28 protein-coding genes and 1 tRNA gene are annotated in these 26,790 nt (G+C 53.0%); 24 read left to right on the top strand and 5 right to left on the bottom strand.

The window, feature by feature from the left end:
* Positions 1–309: 309 nt before the first annotated feature.
* Together ACF8D4_RS11065 and ACF8D4_RS11060 are read right to left on the bottom strand one after the other, a co-directional pair.
* Positions 310–385, bottom strand: a tRNA-Arg gene (locus ACF8D4_RS11065).
* Positions 386–440: 55 nt separating this feature from the next.
* The gene (locus ACF8D4_RS11060; RefSeq protein WP_335900044.1) at positions 441–1,598 is read right to left on the bottom strand and encodes a flagellar assembly protein FlgT; all 1,158 of its coding nucleotides are present in this window, start codon (positions 1,596–1,598) and stop codon (positions 441–443) included.
* Between the two features lie 522 nt (positions 1,599–2,120).
* On the opposite strand from ACF8D4_RS11060, the gene ACF8D4_RS11055 reads away from it, so the two are divergent.
* The gene (locus tag ACF8D4_RS11055) at positions 2,121–2,738 is read left to right on the top strand and encodes a FlgO family outer membrane protein (RefSeq protein ID WP_244999034.1); all 618 of its coding nucleotides are present in this window, start codon (positions 2,121–2,123) and stop codon (positions 2,736–2,738) included.
* Complete coding sequence (locus ACF8D4_RS11050; protein WP_051472584.1) at positions 2,738–3,205, top strand: LPP20 family lipoprotein; 468 nt, start codon at positions 2,738–2,740, stop codon at positions 3,203–3,205. The genes ACF8D4_RS11055 and ACF8D4_RS11050 overlap by 1 nt, the downstream gene beginning before the upstream one ends.
* Positions 3,206–3,509: 304 nt before the next feature.
* Here the strand turns inward: ACF8D4_RS11050 and ACF8D4_RS11045 are convergent, their stop codons facing one another.
* From ACF8D4_RS11045 to flgA, 3 genes are all read right to left on the bottom strand, one after another.
* Positions 3,510–3,941 (bottom strand): flagella synthesis protein FlgN, encoded by a 432-nt coding sequence (locus ACF8D4_RS11045; RefSeq protein ID WP_037473786.1) that lies wholly within the window; start codon positions 3,939–3,941, stop codon positions 3,510–3,512.
* The gene (gene flgM, locus ACF8D4_RS11040; protein WP_025011043.1) at positions 3,941–4,261 is read right to left on the bottom strand and encodes a flagellar biosynthesis anti-sigma factor FlgM; all 321 of its coding nucleotides are present in this window, start codon (positions 4,259–4,261) and stop codon (positions 3,941–3,943) included. The genes ACF8D4_RS11045 and flgM overlap by 1 nt, the downstream gene beginning before the upstream one ends.
* A 70-nt stretch (positions 4,262–4,331) precedes the next feature.
* The gene (flgA, locus tag ACF8D4_RS11035; protein ID WP_025011044.1) at positions 4,332–5,039 is read right to left on the bottom strand and encodes a flagellar basal body P-ring formation chaperone FlgA; all 708 of its coding nucleotides are present in this window, start codon (positions 5,037–5,039) and stop codon (positions 4,332–4,334) included.
* Between the two features lie 187 nt (positions 5,040–5,226).
* Here flgA and ACF8D4_RS11030 point away from each other — a divergent pair, with 187 nt between their 5' ends.
* The 22 genes from ACF8D4_RS11030 (at position 5,227) to ACF8D4_RS10925 (ending at position 26,709) form a co-directional block, all read left to right on the top strand.
* Complete coding sequence (locus ACF8D4_RS11030) at positions 5,227–6,147, top strand: chemotaxis protein CheV (RefSeq protein ID WP_025011045.1); 921 nt, start codon at positions 5,227–5,229, stop codon at positions 6,145–6,147.
* A 144-nt stretch (positions 6,148–6,291) separates the two neighbouring features.
* Positions 6,292–7,125 carry a protein-glutamate O-methyltransferase CheR gene (locus ACF8D4_RS11025; RefSeq protein WP_025889999.1) on the top strand — a complete coding sequence of 278 codons (834 nt, stop codon included), beginning with the start codon at positions 6,292–6,294 and terminating at the stop codon, positions 7,123–7,125.
* A gap of 175 nt (positions 7,126–7,300) precedes the next feature.
* Positions 7,301–7,699, top strand: coding sequence for a flagellar basal body rod protein FlgB (flgB, locus tag ACF8D4_RS11020; RefSeq protein ID WP_025011046.1), 399 nt, complete (start codon positions 7,301–7,303; stop codon positions 7,697–7,699).
* Positions 7,700–7,701: 2 nt separating this feature from the next.
* Positions 7,702–8,118: a flagellar basal body rod protein FlgC gene (flgC, locus tag ACF8D4_RS11015; RefSeq protein WP_025011047.1), complete on the top strand. Its 417-nt coding sequence runs from the start codon at positions 7,702–7,704 to the stop codon at positions 8,116–8,118.
* 15 nt (positions 8,119–8,133) lie between these two features.
* The gene (gene flgD, locus ACF8D4_RS11010; RefSeq protein ID WP_025011048.1) at positions 8,134–8,817 is read left to right on the top strand and encodes a flagellar hook assembly protein FlgD; all 684 of its coding nucleotides are present in this window, start codon (positions 8,134–8,136) and stop codon (positions 8,815–8,817) included.
* Between the two features lie 54 nt (positions 8,818–8,871).
* Positions 8,872–10,233, top strand: a complete 1,362-nt coding sequence (gene flgE, locus ACF8D4_RS11005) for a flagellar hook protein FlgE (RefSeq protein WP_025890000.1) — start codon at positions 8,872–8,874, stop codon at positions 10,231–10,233.
* Between the two features lie 166 nt (positions 10,234–10,399).
* Complete coding sequence (gene flgF, locus ACF8D4_RS11000; protein ID WP_028779120.1) at positions 10,400–11,143, top strand: flagellar basal-body rod protein FlgF; 744 nt, start codon at positions 10,400–10,402, stop codon at positions 11,141–11,143.
* A gap of 11 nt (positions 11,144–11,154) precedes the next feature.
* Positions 11,155–11,943, top strand: a complete 789-nt coding sequence (flgG, locus tag ACF8D4_RS10995; RefSeq protein ID WP_025011050.1) for a flagellar basal-body rod protein FlgG — start codon at positions 11,155–11,157, stop codon at positions 11,941–11,943.
* Positions 11,944–11,955: 12 nt separating this feature from the next.
* Entirely contained in the window at positions 11,956–12,630 is a 675-nt protein-coding gene (gene flgH / locus ACF8D4_RS10990) for a flagellar basal body L-ring protein FlgH (protein WP_025011051.1), read from the top strand.
* A 10-nt stretch (positions 12,631–12,640) separates the two neighbouring features.
* Positions 12,641–13,732, top strand: a complete 1,092-nt coding sequence (locus tag ACF8D4_RS10985; protein ID WP_025011052.1) for a flagellar basal body P-ring protein FlgI — start codon at positions 12,641–12,643, stop codon at positions 13,730–13,732.
* 25 nt (positions 13,733–13,757) lie between these two features.
* Complete coding sequence (flgJ, locus tag ACF8D4_RS10980; protein ID WP_025011053.1) at positions 13,758–14,768, top strand: flagellar assembly peptidoglycan hydrolase FlgJ; 1,011 nt, start codon at positions 13,758–13,760, stop codon at positions 14,766–14,768.
* 20 nt (positions 14,769–14,788) lie between these two features.
* Positions 14,789–16,714: a flagellar hook-associated protein FlgK gene (gene flgK / locus ACF8D4_RS10975; RefSeq protein WP_044734076.1), complete on the top strand. Its 1,926-nt coding sequence runs from the start codon at positions 14,789–14,791 to the stop codon at positions 16,712–16,714.
* Positions 16,715–16,725: 11 nt separating this feature from the next.
* Entirely contained in the window at positions 16,726–17,931 is a 1,206-nt protein-coding gene (flgL, locus tag ACF8D4_RS10970) for a flagellar hook-associated protein FlgL (protein WP_392465066.1), read from the top strand.
* 95 nt (positions 17,932–18,026) lie between these two features.
* A complete protein-coding gene (locus ACF8D4_RS10965) occupies positions 18,027–18,848 on the top strand; it encodes a flagellin (protein WP_025011054.1) in 822 nt (273 codons plus the stop codon).
* A 215-nt stretch (positions 18,849–19,063) separates the two neighbouring features.
* Complete coding sequence (locus tag ACF8D4_RS10960; RefSeq protein ID WP_025011055.1) at positions 19,064–19,882, top strand: flagellin; 819 nt, start codon at positions 19,064–19,066, stop codon at positions 19,880–19,882.
* A 162-nt stretch (positions 19,883–20,044) separates the two neighbouring features.
* Positions 20,045–20,377 carry a flagellar protein FlaG gene (locus ACF8D4_RS10955; protein ID WP_371872775.1) on the top strand — a complete coding sequence of 111 codons (333 nt, stop codon included), beginning with the start codon at positions 20,045–20,047 and terminating at the stop codon, positions 20,375–20,377.
* 27 nt (positions 20,378–20,404) lie between these two features.
* The gene (gene fliD / locus ACF8D4_RS10950; RefSeq protein WP_044734078.1) at positions 20,405–21,775 is read left to right on the top strand and encodes a flagellar filament capping protein FliD; all 1,371 of its coding nucleotides are present in this window, start codon (positions 20,405–20,407) and stop codon (positions 21,773–21,775) included.
* Positions 21,776–21,787: 12 nt separating this feature from the next.
* Positions 21,788–22,111: a hypothetical protein gene (locus ACF8D4_RS10945; protein WP_025011057.1), complete on the top strand. Its 324-nt coding sequence runs from the start codon at positions 21,788–21,790 to the stop codon at positions 22,109–22,111.
* A gap of 6 nt (positions 22,112–22,117) precedes the next feature.
* Positions 22,118–22,528, top strand: coding sequence for a flagellar export chaperone FliS (gene fliS / locus ACF8D4_RS10940; RefSeq protein WP_025011058.1), 411 nt, complete (start codon positions 22,118–22,120; stop codon positions 22,526–22,528).
* A 278-nt stretch (positions 22,529–22,806) separates the two neighbouring features.
* Positions 22,807–24,237: a sigma-54-dependent Fis family transcriptional regulator gene (locus ACF8D4_RS10935; protein ID WP_028779126.1), complete on the top strand. Its 1,431-nt coding sequence runs from the start codon at positions 22,807–22,809 to the stop codon at positions 24,235–24,237.
* A 79-nt stretch (positions 24,238–24,316) separates the two neighbouring features.
* Positions 24,317–25,381 (top strand): PAS domain-containing sensor histidine kinase, encoded by a 1,065-nt coding sequence (locus ACF8D4_RS10930; RefSeq protein WP_144191345.1) that lies wholly within the window; start codon positions 24,317–24,319, stop codon positions 25,379–25,381.
* Positions 25,378–26,709 carry a sigma-54 dependent transcriptional regulator gene (locus ACF8D4_RS10925; protein ID WP_054744071.1) on the top strand — a complete coding sequence of 444 codons (1,332 nt, stop codon included), beginning with the start codon at positions 25,378–25,380 and terminating at the stop codon, positions 26,707–26,709. The genes ACF8D4_RS10930 and ACF8D4_RS10925 overlap by 4 nt, the downstream gene beginning before the upstream one ends.
* The last annotated feature ends 81 nt before the right edge of the window (positions 26,710–26,790 follow it).

Here is a 26,790-nt window from a genome sequence, read left to right as displayed (position 1 = left end):
GTACTTGCAGCGAGTCACAGGATCGCCTGTGCGAAAAGGACCGTTCTCGGACGTCCTGTCCTTCACGGCCTTCGAGCTTCCTGCCCATCCGCACCGCAGGTGATAGGTTGCTGCTTAGCGGGAAGCTAAACCCAAGTTGGTTGGCTATTTAGAGCTTTAAAGCCACGATGGCCACATCACCAACTCAATGTTTTCCCAAAAGAAAACTATCAGAGAACAAAATCATTAATTTGAAGCGCCTGGATCGGCAGGTGGATGGGTTCCAAAAGAAGCTTGAGACTTGTGCAAGCAGGCACAAGAGGAAAATGCTGGTCTCCCCACAGGGACTCGAACCCCGATCGGTCGCTTAGGAGGCGACTGCTCTATCCTGTTGAGCTATAGGGAGACGCCAGTGATTATACTGGTTTTCACCCGGATGAAAAGGCTTTGGATTTAATTGCTTAAATCTTAATCGCGATGTCATTCACCTGAATGTTGAGGGCAGAATTTTCACCGCTGAGCACTGCGATGGCACTTTCCTCTGTGACTTGATCTATGGTGATTTTTGCCCGGGTTTCTCCGGCCACGGCACGCATCTGGTTCATGCGGTCGGGCAGGTTTTGTTGCAGCACTATTTGGAACTGATCGCCAACGCGGATGCCGTTGCGTCGCCCAAGGTTGAGTATCACTCTATCTTGTTGACGCACGACTATCTGTGCCAGCAGAGGCCTGCATGCCAGTGCCATATCGATATCTTTACTGGCATTGGCCAGCACCTTATCTATGGCCTGCCCATAACTGGCACGCCAGAATCTGTCGCTGTTGGGGGCGACGGATTCATTTTTGGCAAACTCCCAGGGGGCAGAAATGCTGTAGTTCTGATACCAGATCTGCTCGCCGCTGATCCCATGATAGAGGCTGAGCTGCAGCTGAAACAGTCGCTGAGGCTCGCTGTCCCACAGACCCATAAAGCCGGACTCGGTCGGTTCGGTGGAGATATCTATGATTTGCGGCAACAACAGATACTGGCTGTCGGTAATTTCACTTATCCAGGTCGGCAGGCGGTAACCACGGATATTGACAAGCTCCTCTTTGATATCCAGCCGCTCTTTGGCGTGCAGGTGGGCAAAACTGGTGGAGGATTGCTTATCCAGCGTTGCCGCTATCCGCTCGGACAGGCTTCGCTGGAAATTTTCCAACTGACCATAACGCAGTTGGCTTCTGTCCTTAATACTGGCCTGTGGCACCAGGATAGCGGCCTTGATGGCTGAGCTTTGGCACTTGTTATCCGGGCCATCGAGAATATCGAGCCGCATAACCACCTTGAGCTTGTCTCCCTGGCGCATTTCGCTGACCAGTTCGACGCTGCTTATCTGCGCCTGACTGGAAAGGCTGAAATCGTTTTGGGTCAAGCGCCCCTGGCTGACACTCTGGGTTGATTGAAAACTGCCGCCACGGGAGAGCAAGGCCATGTTGATGGCGTTGTCCATTGCCGCTTCCCGTGCCTGGGTCAAATTGCCATTGACTATTTTGGCTTCACCTCGGGCCTCGGTCCACTCTGCCATGGCGTTCAGGCTGATGCCCAGCAGCGGCAGCAAGAGCAAGGGGCGCAATCTCATAAGACGGTTCCTCAAAATAGGAGTCAGGGTGACGGAATTCCGCCACTGGTATCGCTTGATATTCAAATTTTGTGCCAGTGCCACCCATATCACAGCAGATGCAGCGCGGTTTGCGGCCACGACTAAAGCGCGGCAAGAGTTTGCCGATAAGGGGAAAGTGAGTATCAGTTCCCATTGCCCGCCAGTGGGCAATGGGCGGGGCAAATGAAGGTGTGGATCATCGGAGGGGGCGGGTAAGCTCATTCAATACCGGTCGTAAAAGCCTGTAATAAGCTGCCAGCTAACCGGGAACGTTCGTCGCAGCGGGGTTTTGTGCTTGGTCTGCAAACCCAACTTAGGTTGGTATTTTATTTGCATGGCTTTAATCCAGTGATGGGAGCTTGGCGCTAATCGAGTTAGCCGTGGTGCTTAATGACAACCTCGGAGAAAGCGCGGCATAAGTCAGGTAGGCCAAGGTTCATGCCAGGTCCAAGAGTCGCCAGGTTCCTCAATAAAGCAAGTGCCCGCCAGGGTACCAGTGGGATGGATATTATGTATAGAGCCCTGTGTATATTGCCTTTACTCTTGCTGCCTGCTTGCAGCATGACTTCGCCGCAACAGCAGGCCGAGGTCAAGTCGCAAGCGGCGCCAGTCAATCTATTGGCGCAGCAATTGGTTGATGAGTTGGTAACTCATAATGACGCTCTCAAGCCGACCCAGCCGCTATTGGTGATGACACCTGTGATGGTGGAAGACATGCAGAGCAGCAATGCGCTCGCTTCACAACTGCAGCAGGGGCTGATGACGGCCTTTCATCAGCGCGGTTTCAACCTGGTGGATTTGAACCTGGCCGATGCGGTGCGGGTAACGCCCCAGGGGGATTTCATCCTTACCCGTGATTGGCAGCAACTGCCGACCGATATTGCGGTGGAGCATGTACTGGTCACCAGCATGAGTCAGGCCAAAGGTGAAATGCTGTTCAACAGCCGAATTGTCAACGTCAACAACAACCGGGTGCTTTCGGCAGCCGGTGTGCGGGTACAGGAGCAAGAGCTGCCCGGCTACCTGGCGCCATCCAATAAGGTGGTGTCAAAAGAAGGGCTGCTTTATCGCTACGAAAGCCGTGGTGAGGATAAGGGCCGGATAGTGGGAGACAAGTAATGAAGCATTGGAACAAAACACTGTCATTGGCCACGCTGGCGCTGGCGTTAATTCTGGGTGGCTGCGCCGATAAGGACAGATATGTGCAGTGGGAGACTGAGGCGCCGAGCAGTTTTCCCAAGTTGACGGCAATAGGCTATGCCCCGCTGGCCAGCCAACCGGCCAAGGAACAGTCGCAAAAGGTGCTGATGGCGATGCAGGCATCCAAGATTGCCGCTTATCGTGAATTGGCCGAACAGGTCTATGGTCAGCGGTTGTCGGCCGACAGCAAGGTCAGTGACTGGATGCTGAAAGGCGATAATATCCAGGCCTCGGTTTCCGGGGTGATCCGCGGTGCCAAGGTAGTGCGCAGTTATCCGGCCGGAGATCATTATGTGACCGAACTGGAGCTGGATTTCGCCCGGGTGTGGGATCTGTATCAGCAGCAAAATCGCCCCCAGCGAGTCAAAGAGATCACTTATTTTTAGGAAGGTGAGAATAAGTCCCCGCAGCGTTCACTTTTGTAAATTTTGTAGAGAGTGGCTCGCACCTTCAATTGGCATAAGCAAAAAGCAGCCTTGTTTGGCTGCTTTTTTGTGGCCTTTTATGGCTTAAGATGCGTTGCTGAATTGAGGGCTGAGTTTTACGTTCTGAGCCGAGCTTTGCGTTCCGGGTCGCGTACCCTGAGTAACCACCTTGAGTTCAGACTAGGGCAGGGGGCCACAGGCAATGATTCTCGCTAAAGAGTTGAGCTTACGCAATAAGCTGTAAGCAACAGCAGCCGGGTCTTAATCAAGCCTTGAGATCGTTACCCAGGGTGGCGATGGTTGAGGTTTTACCCTTGCCATCATAGGTCAGGCTGGAGGCGTTACGGCTGACCTGCAGCGCTTGCGCCAGGCGATTGATACTGGCCATGCTCAGCTCTATCAGGCCGGCATTTTCCTGATTGCGCAGTTGGCAAGCAGCCAATAGTTCGCGGGCTTCACTGACCTGTTCGGCCAATGGTGGCTGACTGAGTTTGGCTTGTTCAGGATGAGAAGAGAGCGCCTCATCTACCGCTTTGACCTCATTGAGCAGGTCGCCCTTGTCTTTGGCCAGTTGCAGCAGATTATCGGCATTGCGATCCAGCAGGGCGTTTTTTTCCTGCTCAATCAAGTTCAGCAGACGCTCGAGTTGAGTCGTCTGCTGTGCTATCAGGCTGGTGATATCCGGGGTATCAGGCATCAGGACCCTTTATTGAGTTCGTTCAGTTCTGATTCGAATTGAGATATGTTGGCTGCCAGTTTTTCCGGGTCAACCTTATATCTGCCTTCGGCGATCGCCAATTTAATTTCGGTGATCTTCTTTTGATCTATTTCCGGCAGGGAGGCCATTTTACTCTGTACTCCTTGCAGTTGCTGCGCCTGTTGTGACACCACAACAGAGTCAGCTTTCTGCGGAGCAGCACCTTGCTGAGCTGTTTGGCTGCTCTGAGCTGTGTTCTTGGGGACTGAACCTGTGTTCACCCTGGGTTGATTTTGCAGTTGTTTAATATCCATAGCCATCTCGGCTCCAGCCTTTTCTCTGATTACCTTGCTGTCTTATCGGCACCGCCAAGGGGAACTTTAGCATTTTTTACATTCGAACTTCCACTTCGCCCACATTGGTGACAGTAGCCTCCAACACTTTGTCTGAGCGAGTGTTTTTTACCCGAATCTGTTCCCCAAGGTTACCATCATGCAGGGCTTCACCAACAGTTTTTATTTGAAACTTCTCGTTACGGGCATAGATGGAGACTCTGTCACCTTTGCAGACAAAGCAGAGGTTGGCGGCAAATACCGGATAGTCTTTGGCTATGCGTCGCTTGAGGCGGGTACCTGTGACTGTGGCTATATCGTCAAATTGCGCGCCGCGCAAACTGGTTTCATCTATGTAACGCAGCGCCAGATTTTCCGGCCCAAGCACAGTGCCCGGGGCCAGTGTCTGGGTAGCCACTACCACTGGGTAACTGATATCCACCCGCACCGAGACATAGATTTGCCACGGGTAGCTGAGCTCCGGGCTGTTACAACCTATGCGTACCGTATTGTTGCGGCTTATCTCTCTGTCGCTGGCAAGTTCGGCCGTCAAAGGCGAATTGCATCTGGGGGGCGTGAGCCTGGAATCCAGCCGCTGCGGCGTGATGGTAATTTGAGCGTTCTCGGCCGCCAGCACTTTTTTGGCAACTGCCTCTTTAGCCAGGCTTTCTACGGCCGATATACTGGGAACAAAGCTATTCTCTGCCGCCACCGCTGGGATGGGCATTAAAATTGTAGCCAAAATGTACGCAAAATTTACTTTCATAATGAACGGGCTAGCTTGTCTCGCCAGATTACACCTATACTTTCAATGATTCGCGGATCCCAGTGCTGGCTTCACCACAGGTTTAGTCAGAAATTTGACTGAGACCCAGTGTCTTGGACAAAGCAAATAGTATGCCTGTCTGCGTGACAGCAGGTATTTATCAATACAAAGACAACAAGGCAGCCTTATGTCGAGCATTCTTGAATCAGTCAACAAGCGCACTCAACTGGTCGGACAAAACCGTCTCGAACTTCTGTTGTTCAAACTCAACGGCAGGCAAAGGTTCGGGATCAACGTGTTCAAGGTTAAAGAGGTTCTGCAGTGTCCACCGCTGACGGCACTGCCCAAGTTGAACTCCTTCGTTAAGGGCGTGGCCCATATTCGCGGCACCACAGTGTCGGTTATCGACCTCAGTGCGGCGACCGGCGGCAAACCCATAGATGATGTCAAGGATTGCTTCATCATTATTTCCGAGTACAACCGCAGCGTGCAGGGCTTCCTGGTGAAGTCTGTCGAGCGGATCATCAATATGAACTGGGAGTCCATCATGCCGCCACCGGAAGGGGCAGGGCGATACTCCTACCTGACCGCGGTGACCGAAATCGAAGGTGAGTTGGTTGAAATTCTCGATGTTGAGAAAATTCTCGATGAAATTTCGCCGGTTAAGACAGACATCAGTCAGGAAATCGATGAATCTCTCACAATCGACAGAGAGCAGCACTATCATATTATGGTGATTGACGACTCTTCAGTGGCCCGTAAGCAGATCATTCGGGCGCTGTCTTCGTTGAACCTGCAGATAGATACCGCCAAAGATGGCCGGGAAGCGCTGGATAAGTTGAAAAGCATCGCGTCGGAGATGGACAATGTCGCCGATGAGATCCCGCTGATTATTTCAGATATTGAGATGCCGGAAATGGATGGCTATACCCTGACCGCCGAGATCCGTGATGATCCCAAACTGAAACATATCAAGGTGGTGTTGCATACCTCGTTGAGTGGGGTGTTCAACCAGGCCATGGTGCAAAAAGTGGGCGCCAACGATTTTATTGCCAAGTTCAACCCCGATGAATTGGCATCGGCAGTTAACAAGCATCTGAGTTTATAGTCGCTGTCTGCTGTGGATTTTTATGACTATAGTGAGTTTGATGTCTTGTGTTGCAAATGGGGCTGGGGTATAACGCTGACCCAGTTTTTAAATGGCGCTGCATTGAGTTGCAGCGACGTTTTCACGGATAGTTAGGACACTAAGGTGCCAGATAAATCTCTCGCAGAAACTGAGTACAATCAATTCAGGCTGTTTCTTGAACAGCACAGTGGCATTGTATTGGGTGAGAACAAACAGTATTTGGTTCGCAGCCGTTTGGCGCCTTTGATGGGGAAATATGGCTTGCCATCCCTGTCGGACGTAGTTAAGCAGTCGATGCGGCCCACCGAGCGTCAGTTACGCGCTGAAGTCGTCGATGCCATGACCACCAACGAAACCCTCTGGTTTCGGGACAAGTATCCTTTTGACCTGCTGGGCAATACATTGTTGCCCGGTTATGCCAAGCTGGGGCGACCGTTGAAGATTTGGTCGGCAGCCTGTTCATCCGGCCAGGAACCCTATTCACTGGCGATGACAGTGCTTGAATATCAGCAGCGTAAGCCGGGGGCTTTGCCGGGTGGCGCCATGATTCAGGCCACAGATTTGTCGCCGTCCATGCTGGAGCGTTGTAAAAACGCCGAGTACGATAAGCTGGCGTTGGCCCGCGGCCTGTCTGAAGAGCGCAAGCGTCAGTTTTTTGAAGCCCTGCCCAACGGCAATATGCGGGTTAAAGACAATGTGCGCCGTTTGGTGAGTTTTCGGGCCCACAACCTGCTTGAAAGCTACACCTTACTCGGCAAGTTCGACATCATCTTTTGCCGCAACGTGCTTATCTATTTTGCGCCGGAGGCAAAGGCAAAAATACTGCGGCAATTTGCTGCCGCCCTTAACCCCAAGGGGATACTGTTTTTGGGCGCCAGTGAATCGATTGCCGGGTTGACCGATGAATTCGACATGGTGCGCTGTAACCCAGGCATCTATTATCAAAAGAAAAATTAACCACCTAATTATTTGATTTTTAATTAAATAGTTTGAAAGGCTCGTCAACTTGGACGGGCCTTTTCTGTTTTACCTTTCACCCTAACGGCCATCATCTTCTTATCTGTTATCCTCCACTCTATATCTGGCACAAAGCTTGCTTTGTTTTTGTCGAGTCATTGGAGGAGGCGGTTTTATGGCGATCAGTTTCGATAAGGCCCTTGGCATACATCAATACACTCTGGGCATTCGCGCCCAGCGTGCCGAAGTGCTTGCCAGCAATATAGCCAATGCCGATACCCCACATTATAAGGCTCGGGATGTTGATTTTTCCTCGGCGTTGCAGGCGGCAAAAGGGCGGCAACAGGGGATGAGCATGGCGGCAACTTCTGAAAAGCATTTCGACCTCAAGGCGCTGACAGCCCAGCATGTGCAGTATCGGGTACCGGATCAGCCGGACACGGGTGATGGCAATACTGTCGATATGCAAAAAGAGCAGCAGGCCTTTATGCAAAATGCGCTTGAATATCAGATGTCGCTTGGGTTCCTCGACGGTAAGTTCGCCGGGATGAAAAAGGCATTGAAAGGAGATTAATCATGAGCTTGTACAATATCTTCAATGTTGCGGGGTCGGGAATGTCGGCGCAATCTGTGCGCTTGAACACCACCGCCAGTAACATAGCCAACGCAGATTCCGTCTCTTCCAGTATCGATAAGACCTACAAGGCGCGGCATCCCATTTTTGAGGCCGAGCTGGCCAAGGCCAATGGTCAACAGCAGCAAGGCGCTGCGGTAAAGGTTAAGGGCATAGTGGAAAGCGATAAACCCTTGTTGAAAGAGTATTCGCCGGATCATCCCATGGCCGATGCCGATGGTTTTATCTACAAACCCAATGTCAATGTAGTGGAAGAGATGGCCGATATGATTTCCGCCTCCCGCTCCTATCAGATGAACGTCCAGGTGGCCGATGCAGCCAAGTCCATGCTGCAGCAGACCCTGAGAATGGGCAAATAAAGGGAGACATAGCCCATGAGTGTAAGTTCAGTTAACCCCTTCCTCGACAGCATAAGTGTCAAAGGGGATTCGGAGACCAAGAAGAGCAACAATCAGCAGCTGACCCAGGAAGATTTCTTCTCGCTGCTGAGTAGGCAGTTGTCGATGCAGGATCCTTTCAAGCCTGTGGACAACGACCAGATGATTGCCCAGATGGCGTCGTTTTCTACCGTGGATGGTATCTCCAAGCTCAACGAGGAGATAGTTAACCTCAACACGGTAATGACCTCGAGTCAGGCTTTGCAGGCATCTGGCCTGGTGGGGCAGAAAGTGTTGATCCCGGCGGGCACCGGCTATGTTTCCGAGGAAGACCCGACCCTCAAAGGGGTGATCACATCGCCAGAGAAAATGCCTTCCATCAAGGTGACTGTTGAGGATGAAGCCGGCCAGGTAATCAAGACCTTTGATGTGGATGGCAGTGCCGGCGGCAACATAGACGTGGAATGGGACGGCTTGGATAAGGACGGTAAACCCGTTGAGGCTGGTATCTACACCATGAAGGCCAGCGGGGTTGTCGATGGCAAGTCCCAGGATCTTATTGTCAGTGCTTATGCCCACGTGACCAGTGTATCGCTCAACTCGGCCAGTGGCGCCGTGTTGAACCTAAGAGGTATTGGCGGGATCAGACTGGCCGACGTGCTGGCTGTTTCCGAAGTTTAATTCTGTTTCTGCCCCGGCTGCGCCGGACAGTATCTGAAAATCATGAGGTGAATTATGTCTTTTAACATTGCTCTGAGTGGGATTGCTGCGGCGCAGAAAGATCTCAATACCACAGCCAACAATATTGCCAACGTCAATACCGTCGGCTTTAAAGAATCCCGGGCCGAGTTTGCCGATGTTTACGCCAGCTCGATTTTCTCCAACGGCAGAACTACAGTGGGCGGCGGTGTGACCACCACTCAGGTGGCGCAGCAGTTCCACCAGGGTAACCTGAACTCCACCAACAATGCGTTGGATTTGGCGATCAACGGTGGCGGTTTCTTCGTGACCTCTCCCAATGTGGGCAGTCAGGATTACTCTTTCACCCGCGCCGGTGCCTTCAAGCGTGATGAAAACGGTTTCCTGGTCGATGCCGCAGGTAACTTCCTGCAGAGCTTCCCCGTCGATAAAGACGGCAACTCCACCTCTGTGAGTTTGACCACTACCAAGCCGGTGCAGATCCCGGATACTGCCGGTAGCCCGCAGAAGACCAATAATGTCGGCATCAGCATGAACCTGGATTCCACCCAGGCCACCAAAGATCCGGCGCTGTTTGACCCATCCAAGTCAGACACTTTCAACAACTCAACCGCAGTGACCATTTATGACTCCCTGGGTAACTCCCACACCTTGACCACCTATTTTGTGCGTCCGGACAATGGTGCCTACACGGGCGAGAGTAACTGGGTGGCTTATTATGCTATCGACGACAAGCCGGTCAATCTGGGCGGCGGCGCTGGCAGCTACCAGACAGATACTGACGGTGACGGTAACCCGGATGGTACAGGCACAGCGCAAACTGCTGGTGGCTGGACTGGCGCCGTGCTCAAGTTCAACGATGTCGGCGGTTACATAGGTTCAGATCCTGCGGTGATCACCACAGAGCAGTTGGGTGTTGGCGGTGCCAATGTTCTCGGCCCCGCGGCGGACGGAACCCAGACAATAACCATAGACTTCAACAACCCGACCCAGTTCTCGGAAAAGTTCAACGCCACTGAATTGACGCAGGATGGGGTGACTGTGGGTCGTCTGACCAATGTGGAAGTGGGTACAGACGGTTTGATCTCAGCCAAGTACAGCAATGGCTCGACCGTGCCTTTGGCGCGGGTGGCACTGGCGCGATTCTCCAATGAACAGGGTCTGAGCCAGGTAGGTAACACCTCCTGGAAAGCGAGCCTGGACTCAGGTGCAGCGCTGGCCGGTGAGGCCAACAGTGGCGTGTTCGGCAGTATCCGTTCCTCAACGCTGGAACAGGCCAACGTCGACCTGACCACTGAACTGGTGGACCTGATTTCGGCTCAGCGTAACTTCCAGGCCAACTCCCGTACTCTGGAAGTAAACAACACACTGCAGCAGACAGTACTGCAGATCCGCTAATGCTTCCTGCGCAAGACATTGCCGCTACGGCAATGTCTTGCCGCTTCTCCCCGTACATACTCCCAAGTTACTGAAGTTCTTCTGTTGTCACTGCGCTCGATTGCTCATTTTATTGGCACGATGTTTGCTTTTACCTGGATAGGTAAAAAGATTGACGGAGCAGCAGGTGGACAAACTTCTCTATGTCGCCATGACTGGTGCCAAACAAAACATGAATGCGCTGGCGGTTCGGGGTAACAACCTAGCCAATGCCAACACAGATGGTTTCAAGTCAGACATGGCTCAGGCCCGTGCGATGCAAGCCTTCGGTGAAGGATTGCCGACCCGGGTGTTTGCCATGACAGAGTCGCCCTCGGCCAACTTTCAGTCCGGCCCTATCAAATCGACCGGGCGGGATCTGGACATAGCCATCAAAGATCAGGGCTGGATTGCGGTGCAGGCAGCCGATGGCAGCGAGGCCTACACCCGCTCCGGCAGTCTGAGTTTTGACACCACAGGTTTACTGCGTAACGACAGGGGCAACCCGGTAATGGGCGATAACGGCCCGATAGTGCTGCCGTTGCCGATAGACAAAATCCAGATTGCCACCGACGGCACCATCTCCATTCGTCCCCAGGGCGCAACCGCCGAGGTGATTGAAGAGGTGGGCCGCATCAAGCTGGTCAACCCGGGCAATCAGAACCTGATGCGCGGTGAAGATGGTTTGTTCCGCACTCTGGACGGCAATCCGGCCGCCGCCGATCCCTTTGTGAATGTGGAAAGCGGCGCTGTGGAAGGCAGCAATGTCAATGCCGTGGATGAAATGGTCAACCTGATTGAGCTGCAACGTCAGTTTGAGCTGCAGGTAAAAATGATGAAAACCGCAGAAGAGAACGACAAGTCGTCCGCTTCATTGATGCGCATTAGCTAGGAGTAATTGATATGCATCCCGCGTTATGGATAAGTAAGACTGGGCTAGATGCCCAGCAAACAGACATCTCGGTGATTTCAAATAACGTCGCTAATGCCAGCACCATAGGCTACAAAAAGGGCCGGGCGATATTTGAAGACTTGCTGTACCAGACGGTCAATCAGGCCGGTGGTATCAGTGCCTCCAACACCAAGCTGCCCAATGGTCTTAACTTGGGGGCAGGTACCAAGGTGGTAGCCACCCAGAAGATTTTCTCCCAGGGTAATCTGCAAACCACAGACAACGCGCTGGACATGATGATTGAAGGCCCGGGATTCTTTGAAATCCAACTGCCCGATGGCACCACAGCCTACACTCGTAACGGCCAGTTCACTCTGGATGATACCGGCCAGATAGTGACATCCGGCGCCGGCTATGTGCTGCAGCCTGCCATTACCATTCCGGACGATGCCACCAGTATTACCGTTTCCGCCGAAGGTGAAGTGTCGGTTAAAACCCCGGGCGCCGCCGAAAACCAGGTGGTGGGCCAGCTGACCATCTCTGATTTCATCAATCCGTCCGGCCTGGATCCCATAGGGCAAAACCTCTATCTGGAGACGGGCGCCAGCGGTACCCCAATTCAGGGCACGGCTTCGCTCGACGGTTTGGGCTCCATTCGTCAGGGCTCGCTGGAAACCTCCAACGTTAACGTGACCGAAGAGCTGGTTAACCTGATTGAGAGTCAGCGGATCTACGAAATGAACTCCAAAGTCATTTCGGCCGTAGACCAGATGCTGGCCTACGTGAACCAGAATCTGTGATGAGGTGATGTGATGAAACCCTTGTTCCTTATCATTCCGGCTTTGTTTCTGGGGGCCTGCACTGCTACCCAGAATAAACCCATAGCCGATGATCCCTATTATGCGCCTGTGTATCCCGAAGCACCGCCAACCCGGATAGCGCCGACCGGCTCTATTTATCAGGATAGCCAGGCGTCTTCGCTTTACTCGGATCTGCGGGCGCACAGGGTAGGGGACATCATCACTGTGGTGCTGGTGGAGTCAACCCAGGCGAAGAAAAGCGTCGGTAACAAGATCAAGAAAGGCTCGGACATGTCGGTGAACCCGCTCTATATGGGCGGCAGCAATGTCACCATCAAGGGCAATCCGCTGGATTTCCGTTACGGCGACAGCATGGATACCAATCGTGAGGCCGATGCCGATCAGAGCAACAGTCTCTCCGGGCAGATCTCGGCCAATGTGATGCAGGTGCTGGGCAATGGCAACCTGGTTATTCGCGGTGAAAAGTGGATCACCATCAACAATGGCGACGAGTTTATCCGGGTCACCGGCATTATTCGGCCGCAGGATATTACTCCCGAGAACACCATAGATTCGCCCAAAGTCGCCAATGCCCGTATTCAATACAGCGGAACCGGCACCTTTGCCGATTCGCAAAAGGTGGGCTGGCTGAGCCAGTTCTTCCTCTCTGACTGGTGGCCTTTCTGAGGATAAGCTCATGAAAATCAAATTAATCATGGCACTTGCCTGTTTGCTGGTTTCCCTGCCGGGACAGGCCGAGCGCATCAAGGATATCGCCGATATCCAAGGGGTCAGGGATAACCAGTTGATAGGCTACGGTCTGGTGGTCGGTTTGCCGGGCACCGGGGAGAAGACCCGTTACACGGAGCAGACCTTCAAGACCATGTTGAAGAATTTCGGCATCAATTTGCCGGATAACTTCAGGCCCAAGATCAAGAATATTGCCGTGGTGGCAGTGCATGCCGATATGCCACCCTTTATCAAGCCGGGACAAACCCTGGATGTGACGGTATCGAGCCTGGGTGAAGCCAAGAGCCTGCGCGGCGGCACTCTGCTGCAGACTTTCCTTAAAGGGGTGGATGGCAATGTTTACGCCATCGCCCAGGGGAGTTTGGTGGTTAGCGGTTTCAGTGCCGAGGGCCTTGATGGCTCCAAGGTTATCCAGAACACGCCAACCGTGGGCCGTATTCCCAACGGCGGCATAGTCGAGCGTGAAGTGGCCAGCCCTTTCGGTAATGGCGATCACCTGACTTTTAACCTGCACAGAGCCGATTTCTCCACCGCCAAGCGCACCGCCGATGCCATTAATGGCTTACTCGGCCCGGGTATGGCACGGGCGCTTGATGCTTCATCCATTCAGGTCAGTGCCCCCAGAGATGTGTCGCAGCGGGTATCGTTTCTGGCCACCCTGGAAAACATTCAGGTTGAGCCTGCCGATGAATCGGCCAAGGTGATAGTCAACTCTCGCACCGGCACCATAGTGGTCGGCAAGGACGTAAAACTCCTGCCGGCGGCAGTGACCCATGGCGGCCTTACCGTCACCATTGCCGAAGCGACTCAGGTTTCCCAACCCAATGCCCTGGCCGGTGGCCAGACTGCGGTGACCAGCAACAGCACCATAGATGTGGCTCAGGACAATAGACGTATGTTTATGTTCAACCCGGGCACTTCCCTCGATGAGTTGGTGCGGGCGGTGAATATGGTCGGCGCGGCACCATCGGATGTGTTGGCCATCCTCGAAGCCTTAAAGATGGCAGGGGCTTTGCATGGTGAACTCATCATCATCTGATTAATGGCACATTGGTTTATCGACTATGAACAAAATGGCTGATGCTTCGCAATTTCTGGATCTCGGTGGGCTGGACAAGCTCAGAGCCCAGGCGCAGCAGGATCAAAAGGCGGCGCTTAAAGAAGTCGCGCAGCAGTTTGAAGGCATCTTTGTGCAGATGTTGATGAAAAGCATGCGTGATGCCAATGCGATATTTGAATCAGACAGCCCGATGAACAGCCAGTACACCAAGTTCTACGAGCAGATGCACGATCAGCAGATGTCGGTGGAGCTGTCCTCCAAAGGCATGTTGGGGCTGGCGGATCTCATGGTGCAGCAGTTGTCACCTGAAAACTCCGACATTACCCCGGCCTCAGTGCTCCGCGGTGATGTCGATAACCGCAGTGTCGCGGCCTTAAACGGCGGCCAAACGGAGAAGATATCCGGTGTTGAAGCAGCAGCGGCCAAAGCATCCGCGCTGCCAAGCAATGACAGCCTGCAGCAGGTCTTGAGCGGCAAAGTATTGCCGTCATGGCGGCAGGCGAGGCCGGCAATCGGCAGCCAGGAAGAGTTTGTCAGACAGCTTTATCCCCATGCCAAGGCCGCTGCCGATGCTTTGGGGACTCAACCCGAAGTGCTGCTGGCGCAATCGGCTCTGGAAACCGGCTGGGGCCAGAAAATGGTCCGTGGCCATAAAGGCGAGTCCAGCAACAACCTGTTCAACATCAAGGCCGACAGGCGTTGGCAGGGCGAGAAAGCGGCAGTGTCGACCCTGGAATATGAGCAGGGCACAGCTGTGCGGCAAAAGGCGGACTTCCGGGTGTATGACAGTTTTGAGCAGAGCTTTAACGACTTTGTCAGCTTTATTTCCGACAACGATCGTTATAGCCAGGCGCGCAAGATGGCCGCCAATCCCGGCGAATTTATCAAGGCACTGGCCGAGGCGGGATACGCCACGGATCCTCAATATGCCAACAAGGTGATGAAAGTGCTGGATACCATCAAGGCCGATTTTGGCCAATTGTTGCAGGAGTTCGGCTCAAAGCCGGGCCAGTAAAGGTGCAGGAGCGATAACCCATGTCTATGGATCTGTTCAGTATAGCCCGCAGCGGGATCCTGGCCGCCCAATCACAATTGGGGGTGACCAGTAACAATATTGCCAACGTCAATACCGAAGGCTATCACCGTCAGGTGGCAATTCAGGGCACCTCCACCTCAATGCGTCTTGGCAATAACTTCTATGGCACAGGTACCTATGTGCAGGAAGTTAAGCGTATTTACAACGATTATGCCGCCAGAGAGCTGCGTATCGGCCAAACAGGGCTCAGTGCTGCCGAGGCCAGTTACACCAAGCTCAGCGAGCTGGATCAGCTGTTTTCCCAGATAGGTAAGGCGGTGCCTGCCTCATTGAATGACTTTTTCTCCGGCCTCAACAGCCTGGCTGACCTGCCATCGGATCTGGGGATCCGAGGCTCTGTGCTCAACTCGGCCTCGCAACTGGCGCAGAATCTCAATCAGATGCAGAGCCATCTGAGTGGTCAGGTGCAGCAAACCAATGATCAGATTGAAAGCATTACCACCAGGATCAATGAGATCAGTAAAGAGATGGCGCAGATCAATCTTGAACTGATGAAGACGCCGGGTAACGATGCGCAGCTGCTGGATAAGCAAGATGCCCTGATCCAGGAATTGAGCCAATATGCCGAAGTCAATGTGATCCCGCTGGAAAACGGTGCCCGCTCCATCATGCTAGGCAGCTCCTTTATGCTGGTGTCCGGTGAAGTTGCCATGACCATGGGCGTGACCACAGGTGACCCCTTCCCCAACGAGCCTGAGCTGACCTATAGCCTTGGTGGCAGTGAATTGAAGGCTGACCCCGCCAAGCTTGGTGGTCAACTGGGCGCCTTATTTGATTTTCGTGACAATACCCTGATGCCCGCCAGCCATGAGCTGGGGCAGTTGGCGCTGGGGATTGCCGATGCCTTTAACGAGATGCAGTCCCAGGGTTTCGATCTCAATGGCGAGCTGGGACAACCTATTTTTACCGATATCAATGACCCTGTGATTGCCGCCGGCCGTGTCGGCGCCTATTCGGGTAATCCGGGCACAGCTTCCTTGAGCGTTAATATCGATGATGTCGGCGCCCTGTCCGGCAGCAGTTATGAGTTGAACTATACCAGCGCCGGTACTTATGAACTCAAGGATATGAAGACGGGAGCCGTGACCAACTTGACGCTCAACGGCAACACTTTGGAAGGCGCCAACGGTTTCAGTATCAATATCGACGCCGGTGCCATGGCCGCCGGTGACAGGTTTGAAATACGGCCAACGGCCAATGCGGCAGCCAACATAGGTGTAGTGATGTCCGATCCCAAGGGGATTGCCGCTGCGGCGCCGAAAATCACCGCCGGGACAGGTAATTCAGGTAGCACTTCAGTGAAGTTGGTCAGCATAGATGACAGAAGCGCGGCTAACTTCCCCGTGACTGACAGTGAGCTGACCTTCACCCTGGATACCAGTGTCAATCCGCCTACCTATGAAGTCTTTGATGTCAACGGCGCTTCTTTGGCAACCGGGACGGCTGCAGGCACTCCGCCGCAGATCAGCGCCTTTGGCTTTACCTTCGAAGTCGATGGCAGCAGTGGCGGCAGTGAGAGTTTCACTTTTGATCTCAGCTTTGCGCCGGGTGACAACACCAATGCCGTGGCCATGGCCAAGCTCAGTGACAGCAAGATAATGAACAATGGCAAGTCGACCCTGGGAGATGTGTTTGAAAAGACCAAGCTGGATATTGGCAGCCAAACCAAATCCGCCCAGGTGAGGGCCGGTTCGGCGGAGGCCATTTACAACCAGGCCTATGCCAGGGTGCAGTCGGAATCCGGGGTTAACCTGGACGAAGAGGCGGCCAACTTGATGCAGTTCCAGCAGGCCTACCAGGCATCGGCACGGATCATGACCACGGCCAATACCCTGTTCGACACTTTGTTCAGTTCGGTTCGATAGGAGCTTGAGAGATGCGTATTTCAACTTCACAGATGTACCAGCAGAACTTAAACAGCATTCTACAGAAGCAAACGGATACCAACAGGATCCTCGAGCAGCTCTCCAGCGGTAAAAAGGTTAACACTGCCGGTGACGATCCTGTGGCGGCTATCGGTATAGACAATCTCTATCAGCAAAACGCGCTGGTGCAGCAGTATCTCAAGAATGTGGACTACAGCAAGAATCATTTGTCGATGGCGGAAAGCAAGCTCGGCAGTGCCGAAACTCTGGTTACCAGCATTCGAGAGCAAATGTTGCGTGCAGTAAATGGCACCCTGGCACCGTCAGAGCGGCAAATGATTGCCGACGAGCTGCGCGGCAGTCTGGATGAACTCTTGAGTATTGCCAATACCCAGGATGAGTCAGGCAACTATCTGTTCTCCGGATTCAGCACAGACAATCAGCCGTTTGCCTTCGATGCCAGCGGCAACATGGTTTACAGCGGTGACAGCGGCGTTCGTGACGCCTTGGTGGCTCAAGGGGTTGCCATGGGCACCAACATCCCGGGGGACTCGGCCTTTATGAAGGTGCCCAATGGTTTGGGTGACTATGGCGTCAATTATTTGGCCTCTCAAACCGGGGACTTCAGGGTACTCAGCGCCAAGATAGATAACCCCGCGGCTCATGTGGCCGATACCTACACCTTTAACTTTACCGACAATGGTGCCGGTGGGGTTGATTTGGAAGTGTTGGACTCGGGTGGCACTGCGGTGGCTAATGTGGCCAACTTCGATGCCAGTAATCCCGTGAGTTTCAATGGCATTGAGGTGAAGCTGGATGGCACGCCGGCTGGCGGGGATTCCTTCACCATGGAGCCCGATGCCGAGGTACCTATTTTCGATACCATTCAGCAGGCAATCGATCTGCTGGAGGATCCCAGCCGGGTCAATACCCCGGAAGGAAAAGCTGAGTTGGCACAGTTATTGAATAACGTTGATAGCGGCTTGAATCAGCTCAGTGTGGCCAGAGGGGTGGCCGGGAATAATCTCAAAAGCCTCGAAAGCTACAGCTCCAATCATACAGAGGAAGAGCTGGTGAATAAGTCGGCATTGTCACTGCTGGAAGATCTCGATTACGCCTCGGCGATAACCGAGTTTCAAAAACAGCAGCTGGCGTTGAACGCCGTTTCAAATGTGTTCAGCAGAGTGGGTTCTGTTTCCCTGTTTGACTTTATTTAACAGAAAGCAAAGACCTACCCGTCTGTCAGATAAATTGTTAACAAATTTAGCCAAGCTCCGAGTCTTGGCGCTAAAACTAGGAAGAGGAACTCAACATGGCTATTACCGTTAATACTAACGTGACCTCGATGAAGGCACAGAAGAACCTGAACATATCCAGTGGTAACCTGGCGACCTCTATGGAACGCCTGTCCAGTGGTCTTAGGATCAACAGCGCCAAGGATGATGCCGCGGGTCTGGCTATCTCCAACCGTTTGAACTCTCAGGTTCGCGGCTTGGAAGTGGGCATGCGTAACGCCAACGACGCGATTTCCATCGCCCAGATTGCCGAAGGCGCGATGCAAGAGCAAACCAATATGCTGCAACGTATGCGTGACCTGGCCATCCAGTCTGAAAACGGTGCCAACAGCACCGCCGATCTGCAGGCGCTGAAAGATGAAATGGATCAGCTGCGTGATGAGATCACTGCTATCGGTAACAGCACAGCCTTTGGTAACACCAAGCTGATGACTGGTGAGTTCTCCGGTGGCAAGCTGTTCCAGGTCGGTCACCAAGACGGTGAAGACGTGACAGTGACGGTCAAAACCAATAATGCCGCATCAATGTCGGTAAATGCGCTGACGGTACTGACTTCTGCCGGTCGTGACTCTGCCATTGGCAAGATTGACGCTGCCATCAAGAACATAGATACCCAGCGTGCTGAATTGGGTGCGGTGCAAAACCGTCTGGCCCACAATATCAGCAACAGTGCCAACACTCAGGCCAACGTTGCCGATGCCAAGAGCCGTATCGTGGATGTGGACTTTGCCAAGGAAACTTCGGCCATGACCAAGAACCAGGTACTGCAGCAAACGGGTTCTGCCATGCTGGCACAGGCCAACCAATTGCCTCAGGTCGCGCTTTCTCTGCTTGGCTAAGCGAGAGGAAAGGGCAATATCGTCAGTGGTTTTATCACCACTGGCGATATTATTTTTCTCAAACAATCATTGAGTTAAGAAGAATTGATGATTTTTTGAAAAAAATGACTAAAGATCAAAACAGGGGTGCCGTTAAAGATACTGTAACCAGTAAGACCCGCCTGGCTCAAACGAAGACAGGCTAGTTTTCCAAGCCAGGTAAAGAGGAAATCATTATGGCTATTACAGTAAACACCAACGTAACATCACTGAAAGCTCAGAAAAACCTGAACATCTCCAACGGTAGCCTGGCTACTTCAATGGAGCGTCTGTCAAGTGGTCTGCGTATCAACAGTGCTAAAGATGATGCTGCAGGTCTGGCGATTTCTAACCGCCTGAATAGCCAGGTGCAAGGTCTTGAAGTCGGCATGCGTAACGCCAACGACGCTATCTCCATCGCCCAGATCTCTGAAGGTGCGATGCAGGAGCAGACCAACATGCTGCAACGTATGCGTGACCTGGCCATCCAGTCTGAAAACGGTGCCAACAGTACTGCTGACTTGCAGGCGCTGAAAGACGAAATGGATGCGCTGGCAACTGAAATCACAGCTATCGGTAACACTACCGCCTTTGGTAACACCAAGCTGATGACAGGTAGCTTCTCTGCCGGTAAAAAGTTCCAGGTAGGTCACCAGGATGGCGAAGATGTAACAGTTAAAGTGAAGACCACCAACGCTGGTACTCTCTCTGTTAACTCTCTGACTGTACTGACTTCTGCTGGTCGTGACTCAGCTATCGGTAAGATCGATGCCGCTATCAAGAACATCGACTCACAACGCGCCGAGTTGGGTGCCATCCAGAACCGTCTGGCACACAACATCAGCAACAGCGCCAACACTCAGGCCAACGTTGCCGACGCCAAGAGCCGTATCGTGGACGTGGATTTCGCCAAAGAAACCTCTGCCATGACCAAGAGCCAGGTGCTGCAACAGACAGGTTCGGCCATGCTGGCCCAAGCTAACCAGCTGCCACAGATTGCACTGTCACTGTTGTAATCTTTCAGGTTAGCTATCGCGTCAGTAAAAGGGAGGTTCGGCAACGGATCTCCCTTTGCTGCATTCATGGAAGGAAGATATTGAAGGCAGTTAGGTCAACTGAGTGGAGAATAGGCGATGGAAGTTACTACCTTATCCAATGCTGTCCCAGTGAGGACAGAAGTGAAGCCGGGACAGTTGAAAGAAGCTGCCCCCAAGAACGCGGAAACCGAGGCGACAGCCTTGCTCAAGCCGGTCGATGAGGCTGAGCAGAACAAGGAGGCGCAGCAAGATCCCGAGCAGCTGCAGCAGGTGGCGGAAGAACTCTCCAATACCATGTCTATGATGCGCAAGGGACTGGCATTCAAAGTGGACGAAACATCCGGTACTCACGTTGTCAGCGTGATGGATGTAGACTCAGGGGATGTGATAAGACAGATCCCCAGCGAGGAAGCTTTGGAGCTGGCTGCTAAACTTTCAGAAGTAGCAGGACTGCTGATGAAGACGGAAGCCTAAAAGGCTTAACGTGAGATAGAGGTTGATATGGCATTAACAGCAACAGGTTTGGGGTCGGGGCTCAATATTACCGAGATCGTCAAGGTCTTGGTTGACGCCGAGAAAGTGCCTAAAGAGGCGATTTTCAATAAGACCGAAGATACGATAGATGCCAAGGTTTCTGCCATAGGAACCCTCAAGAGCCAGCTGTCCAAGTTCCAGGATGCGCTGAAAAAGCTCCAGGATGGCGGCGCCTTGAATCAACGTACTGTCACCTTGGGCAACGAAGATTTCTTTACTGCCACTGCAGGTAAAAACTCTTTGCCCGGCTCCTACAACATCAAGATTGAGGCCTTGGCACAGCAACACAAGGTTGCCGGTGCTGCCACCGCCGATGCCAGTGCCGCGGTCGGTGAAGGAAGCCTACAATTTGCGGTCAATGGCGAGAATTTCAGCGTCGATGTGGAAGCCACAGATTCGCTTGAAGATATTGCCAAAAAAGTGAATGCCAATGCCGATAATTCGGGGGTTACCGCCACTGTCATTACCAGTGATGCCGGCAGCCGTTTGGTATTCAGCTCCGACAAAGAAGGCACGGATAACCAGATAAGCGTAACCGCAACTGATACTTCAGGTACCGGGCTTTCAGATATGTTTGGTGCCGGTAATCTTGAAGAGATCCAGGCTGCCAGCAACGCCGTACTCTATATTGACGGCCAGAAGCTGACCTCCCAATCCAATGAAGTGAAAGACGCCATCCCCGGCGTGACGCTCAACCTCACTGATGCTGATGTCAACAAGACCACCAAGCTGACCATAGCTCAGGATACCGATGCGGTTAAAGAAAACGTCAAAGGTTTTGTTGATGCCTACAATAGCCTGATCACCTCGATAGAAAAGCTCTCGGCCTATGATGTAGACAAAAAAGAGGCTGCAGCGCTGCAGGGGGACTCCATGATCCGCTCACTGGAATCTCAGTTACGCTCCGGGATCAGTGACAGGGTGGCGACGGCCGACGGTACTATTGCACTCTATGATATTGGCATTAAAACCGACAGATATGGCAAACTCTCGATTGATGATGCCAAGCTTGATGAGGCCATCAAGACCAATATGGACGGGGTCGAAGCGCTGTTTTCCACCAAGGATACCGGCCTAGCCAACGCCATGGATGAATTGGCCACGACCTACGTCAAGGCCGGTGGTGTAATAGACACCCGCAATCAGGCCTATACCGGCGATAAGCAACGTCTTGCGGATCAGCGTGAGGCCTTTGCCCTTAAAATGGAGTTGCTGGAAGCCAGATTGACCAAGCAGTTCAACGCCATGGATCTGGTGGTTGGCCAGTTGTCAGCACAGGGACAGAACGTTATCGGTGCCCTGAACTCCTTGCCGGGTGTCGTCAAGAAGAGTAGCTGATTGGGATAAAAGATGCAGGTAACTGAAGAACTGAATCAGATCAACGAATTGTTGCGCCGGGCTCTGGATTGTTTACTGACAATTCCCGCCGAGGATGAAAAAACTGACGAGTTGGTCTCTAATTTGCAAGAGCTGGTAAGCAGGCGTCAAACTTTGCTCCAGACCCTGATAGAGGAAGTGCAGAGTCCTGAGTTGCTAGAGGAGCAATTGGAGCTGACTGCCACTTTTGAGCAGCATGCCAAAGCGATACGCCAACAAAGGCAGGAGCTATTGGCGCTCAGGAGTCAGAACAAACGTCAGGTCAATGTTTACAAGTCTATAGATGCAAATAGGTAGGTATTTATGAGAGGGTCGCTACAGTCTTATCGTAAGGTGTCATTGGAGAGTGAAATCTCAGTTGCATCACCGCACAGGATCATTCAGTTGATGTTCAACGGCGCATTGGAGCGTATTGCCCAGAGTCGTTACGCCATAGAGCAAGGCGACCAGTCGTCCAAGGGAATTTTCATCAACAAGGCGATTGGTATTATCACAGGTCTCAGCAACAGCCTGAATATGGAAGCCGGTGGTGAGATAGCCAAGAATCTCAGCAACCTTTACGACTTTATGCTGCGGCGTATCTCTGAGGCCAATCTGAATAATGATGTTCAGGCGCTGGATGATGTTGCGGCCGTGCTGCGGGACATCAAAGAAGCCTGGGATGCCATTCCCGCTGATAAACATCACCTTACGGCTCACGAAGAAAACCGTTGAGTTATTAACCATTCGAGATAAAGGCGCCTTTGGCGCCTTTTTGACTTGCGCCATTTAATTGACGATATTAGCTCTTAAGTGCTGAATTTGGACTAAAATCAGGAAGGGTTAGGCAGAAAAGCCATCCTAGGCTTGCTTATATCGTGCCGATAATACAATATTCAGCATTGCTACAAATTTAGCTGAGTATGTGAAGAAAGCATTGCCAGACTTTCCAGAGCAACTAACACTAATAATTAATGCGAATCCATAATTGCCAAAGCTTAGCGGCCCACTGAATGATGCATACAGATCAACGAATTTTACTTGTCGGAAACCCCTCTGAGCGCACCAGTCGCTTATCTTGTGTTTTAGAGTTTATTGGTGAGCAAGTGGAAGTTGTGGCTCCCGAGGCTATCGACGCGCAATCTCCGGAAACTCGATGTCGGGCCATGATATTGGTCAGTGACGGCATAGAGGACGAGGCGCTGCAGTCACTGATGCTTAAACTGCCATGGCAGCCTATGTTGCTGTTGGGGCACAGCAATGCCAATCCTTCCAATCTACTCGGCAAGATTGAAGAACCTCTCAGCTATTCCCAACTGACCGAACTGTTGCATTTTTGCCAGGTCTTTGGTCAGGTCAAGCGGCCACAGGTACCAACCAGTGCCAACCAGACCAAGCTGTTCCGCAGCCTGGTAGGGCGCAGCGACGGCATTGCCAATGTGCGCCATCTGATTAACCAGGTTTCGGGATCTGATGCCACTGTGCTGGTGCTCGGGCCCTCTGGTACCGGCAAGGAAGTGGTCGCCCGTAATATTCATTATCTTTCAGAGCGTCGCGATGGCCCTTTTATTCCGGTCAACTGCGGCGCCATTCCACCTGAGCTGTTGGAAAGTGAACTGTTTGGCCATGAGAAAGGCTCCTTTACCGGTGCTATCAGTGCCCGTAAGGGACGTTTTGAGCTGGCCGAAGGCGGCACCCTGTTCCTCGATGAGATAGGTGATATGCCGCTGCAGATGCAGGTCAAGCTGCTGCGGGTGTTGCAGGAAAGAGTATTTGAACGTGTGGGTGGCAATAAGGCGATTACCGCCGATGTGCGAGTGGTAGCTGCGACCCACAGAGATCTGGAAACCATGATTGAAGGCGGTGAATTCCGCGAAGATCTCTTCTATCGCCTCAATGTGTTCCCCATCGAAATGCCACCTCTGTGTGAGCGTCGGGATGATATTCCGCTGCTGCTGCAGGAGTTGGTCAGTCGGGTATTCAACGAAGGCAAGGGACGGGTGCGCTTTACCCAACGCGCCATCGACTCTCTCAAGGAACACGCCTGGTCGGGCAATGTCCGCGAGCTGTCCAATCTGGTAGAAAGGTTGACTATCCTCTATCCGGGCGGCCTGGTCGATGTTAACGACCTGCCGGTCAAGTATCGCCATATCGATGTGCCCGAGTATTCGGTCGAGGTCAGTGAAGAGCAACTGGAACGTGATGCCTTGGCATCCATCTTCAATGACGAAGAGCCGGTCGATCTGCCAGAGACCCGTTTCCCCAGTGAGTTGCCTCCGGAAGGGGTCAATCTCAAGGATCTCTTGGCCGAATTGGAAATCGACATGATACGTCAGGCGCTGGATCAGCAGGACAACGTCGTTGCCCGCGCCGCTGAAATGCTGGGTATTCGCCGCACCACCTTGGTGGAGAAAATGCGCAAATACGGCATGAGTAAAGACTAAGCTACTGATAATTTAGATTTTTAAATTGGCATAAACTCTGCATTAACCCTGTCAGCATCGTATTTTTGACGGGGTTAATATGTCTGCAAGCCCACTGGCTCAGCTCGAAACCATCTCTCATCATGGCCGCGAATGGATCCCGGTAAGGGAAGCCGCCAATATGTCCAATCGTATGGAGCATATTCTGCAGGCCATGCCTTCGGGCGTCGTTATCCTCAACGGTGACGGCTTGGTCAGTGAAGCCAACCCGGTTGCCGAATCTTTGTTGGGTGTTCCTCTGGTTGGTCAGCGCTGGCTGACTATCATCAATCGCGCCTTCGCGCCGCAAAAAGACGATGGTCATGAAGTTTCCCTGCGTAATGGCCGCCGGGTGAAGCTGGCTATTACGCCTCTGACCCCGGAGCAGGGGCAGCTGATTATGCTGACCGATCTCACCGAAACCCGACTGTTGCAGCAAAACCTTTCCCACCTTGAACGCTTGTCTGCACTCGGGAAAATGGTCGCCACTCTGGCGCATCAAATACGCACCCCTTTGTCTGCCGCTTTACTCTATGCCGCCAACTTGGGCAGTCCAAGGCTGGATGCAGGCTCCAGAGAGCGTTTTCAGGGCAAATTGCTCGACCGGCTTTCCGAGCTGGAGCAGCAGGTCAATGATATGTTGCTGATTGCCAAAGGTAAGCAAGAGGAAGCCTGCGACAGAGTGCCGTTCTCGACGGTGCTGGAAAAAGTCATGGCCAACTGTGAGCCCATCGCTGCCAGGCAAAATGTTGAATTGAGCCTGCAAATTGAAGGCGATAGCGAGATGCAGGTTAATCTTCATGGCTTGAGTTCTGCCATCAATAATCTGGTGATCAATAGCCTGGAAGCCGGCGCCACAAGAGTCATTTTGCGCCTGAGCTGCGATCAGGCACTCCGCCTTGATGTAATAGATAACGGCAAGGGCCTGGACAGCAAGATGCAAAAGCAGGTGCTGGAGCCTTTTTTCACCACCAAGCGTCAGGGCACAGGGCTTGGGCTGGCGGTGGTGCAGTCAGTGGTGCGCAGCCACGGCGGCAAATTGGACCTCAGCTGTAAGCTGGGTGCAGGTTGTACCGTCACGCTGACATTCCCGTTAACGACAGACTCTCAAGGAGGCGTGGCATGAGCGAAGCAAAAATTTTGTTGGTGGAAGACGATGCCGCGCTTCGGGAAGCACTGCTCGATACCTTGCTGCTCGCCAGTTATGAGTGCGTCGATGTCGCCAGCGCCGAAGAAGCGATAACCGCTTTGAAAGGTAATCGTTTTGATATGGTGATAAGCGATGTGCAGATGGAAGGTATCGGCGGTATGGGGCTGCTGGATTATCTGCGTCAGCAACATCCGCAGCTGCCGATCCTGTTGATGACAGCCTATGCCACCATCGACAATGCCGTCAGCGCAATCAAGCTGGGGGCCGTGGATTATCTCGCCAAGCCGTTTGCCCCTCAGGTATTGCTCAATCAGGTGAGTCGCTATTTACGCCCCAAGGTGGTTAGCGGCGGCCCAGTGGTGGCCGATGAAAAGAGCCTGGCCTTGCTGGCACTGGCGCAGCGGGTGGCCGCCTCAGAAGCCTCTGTGATGATAAGTGGCCCCAGCGGTTCGGGTAAAGAAGTGCTGGCTCGCTACATTCATCAGCACAGCCAAAGGCCTGACGGGCCTTTTGTGGCGATTAACTGTGCCGCCATCCCGGAAAATATGCTGGAAGCCACCTTGTTTGGCTACGAGAAAGGCGCCTTTACCGGGGCTTATCAGGCTTGCCCCGGTAAGTTTGAACAGGCTCATGGCGGCACCCTGTTGCTCGATGAAATTTCCGAGATGGAGCTGGCATTGCAGGCCAAGCTGCTGCGGGTACTGCAGGAGCGCGAGGTTGAACGTTTGGGGGGGCGCAAGACCATCAAGCTCGATGTCCGGGTGCTGGCAACCTCCAACCGGGATCTAAAAGATATGGTGGCCAAGGGCGAGTTTCGCGAAGACCTTTATTACAGGATCAATGTGTTTCCGCTTGCCTGGCCGGCACTGAACCAAAGACCGGCGGATATCATCCCATTGGCCAAACATCTGTTGGCACGTCACGCTGAAAACGCGGCGATTAACCCGGTTCCAGCTCTCAGCGATGCTGCAGTGCGGCGTTTGTTGGCCCACCGCTGGCCGGGGAATGTCCGTGAGCTGGATAATGTGATCCAGCGGGCGTTGATCTTGAGTCAAGGGCAGATAGAAGCGGGCGATATTATTATCGATTTGCAGGATGTTGCTCTGGGAGAGACCACGGCCCCGGAAACGCCTGAAGCGCTCGGTGATGAGCTCAAGGCTCAGGAGCATGTGATTATTCTCGAGACTCTGGCCCAGTGTCAGGGCAGTCGCAAACTGGTGGCAGAGAAATTGGGGATCAGCGCCCGCACTCTCAGATACAAGATGGCGCGCATGCGCGAGATGGGCATAGAGGTGCCCGCCTGAGTCATCTCCAAAGCGGCCGTTAGGCCGCTTTCCAATTCCATTGTTTTTCTTCAGGCCCTGGGTGAATTCAGGGCGTTTACT

The sequence above is a fragment of the Shewanella sp. YQ_9 genome (assembly GCF_043103185.1).
Taxonomy (GTDB): domain Bacteria; phylum Pseudomonadota; class Gammaproteobacteria; order Enterobacterales; family Shewanellaceae; genus Shewanella; species Shewanella algae.
Note: the sequence above shows the minus strand (reverse complement) of the source record. Positions and strands in the feature narration are given on the sequence as shown.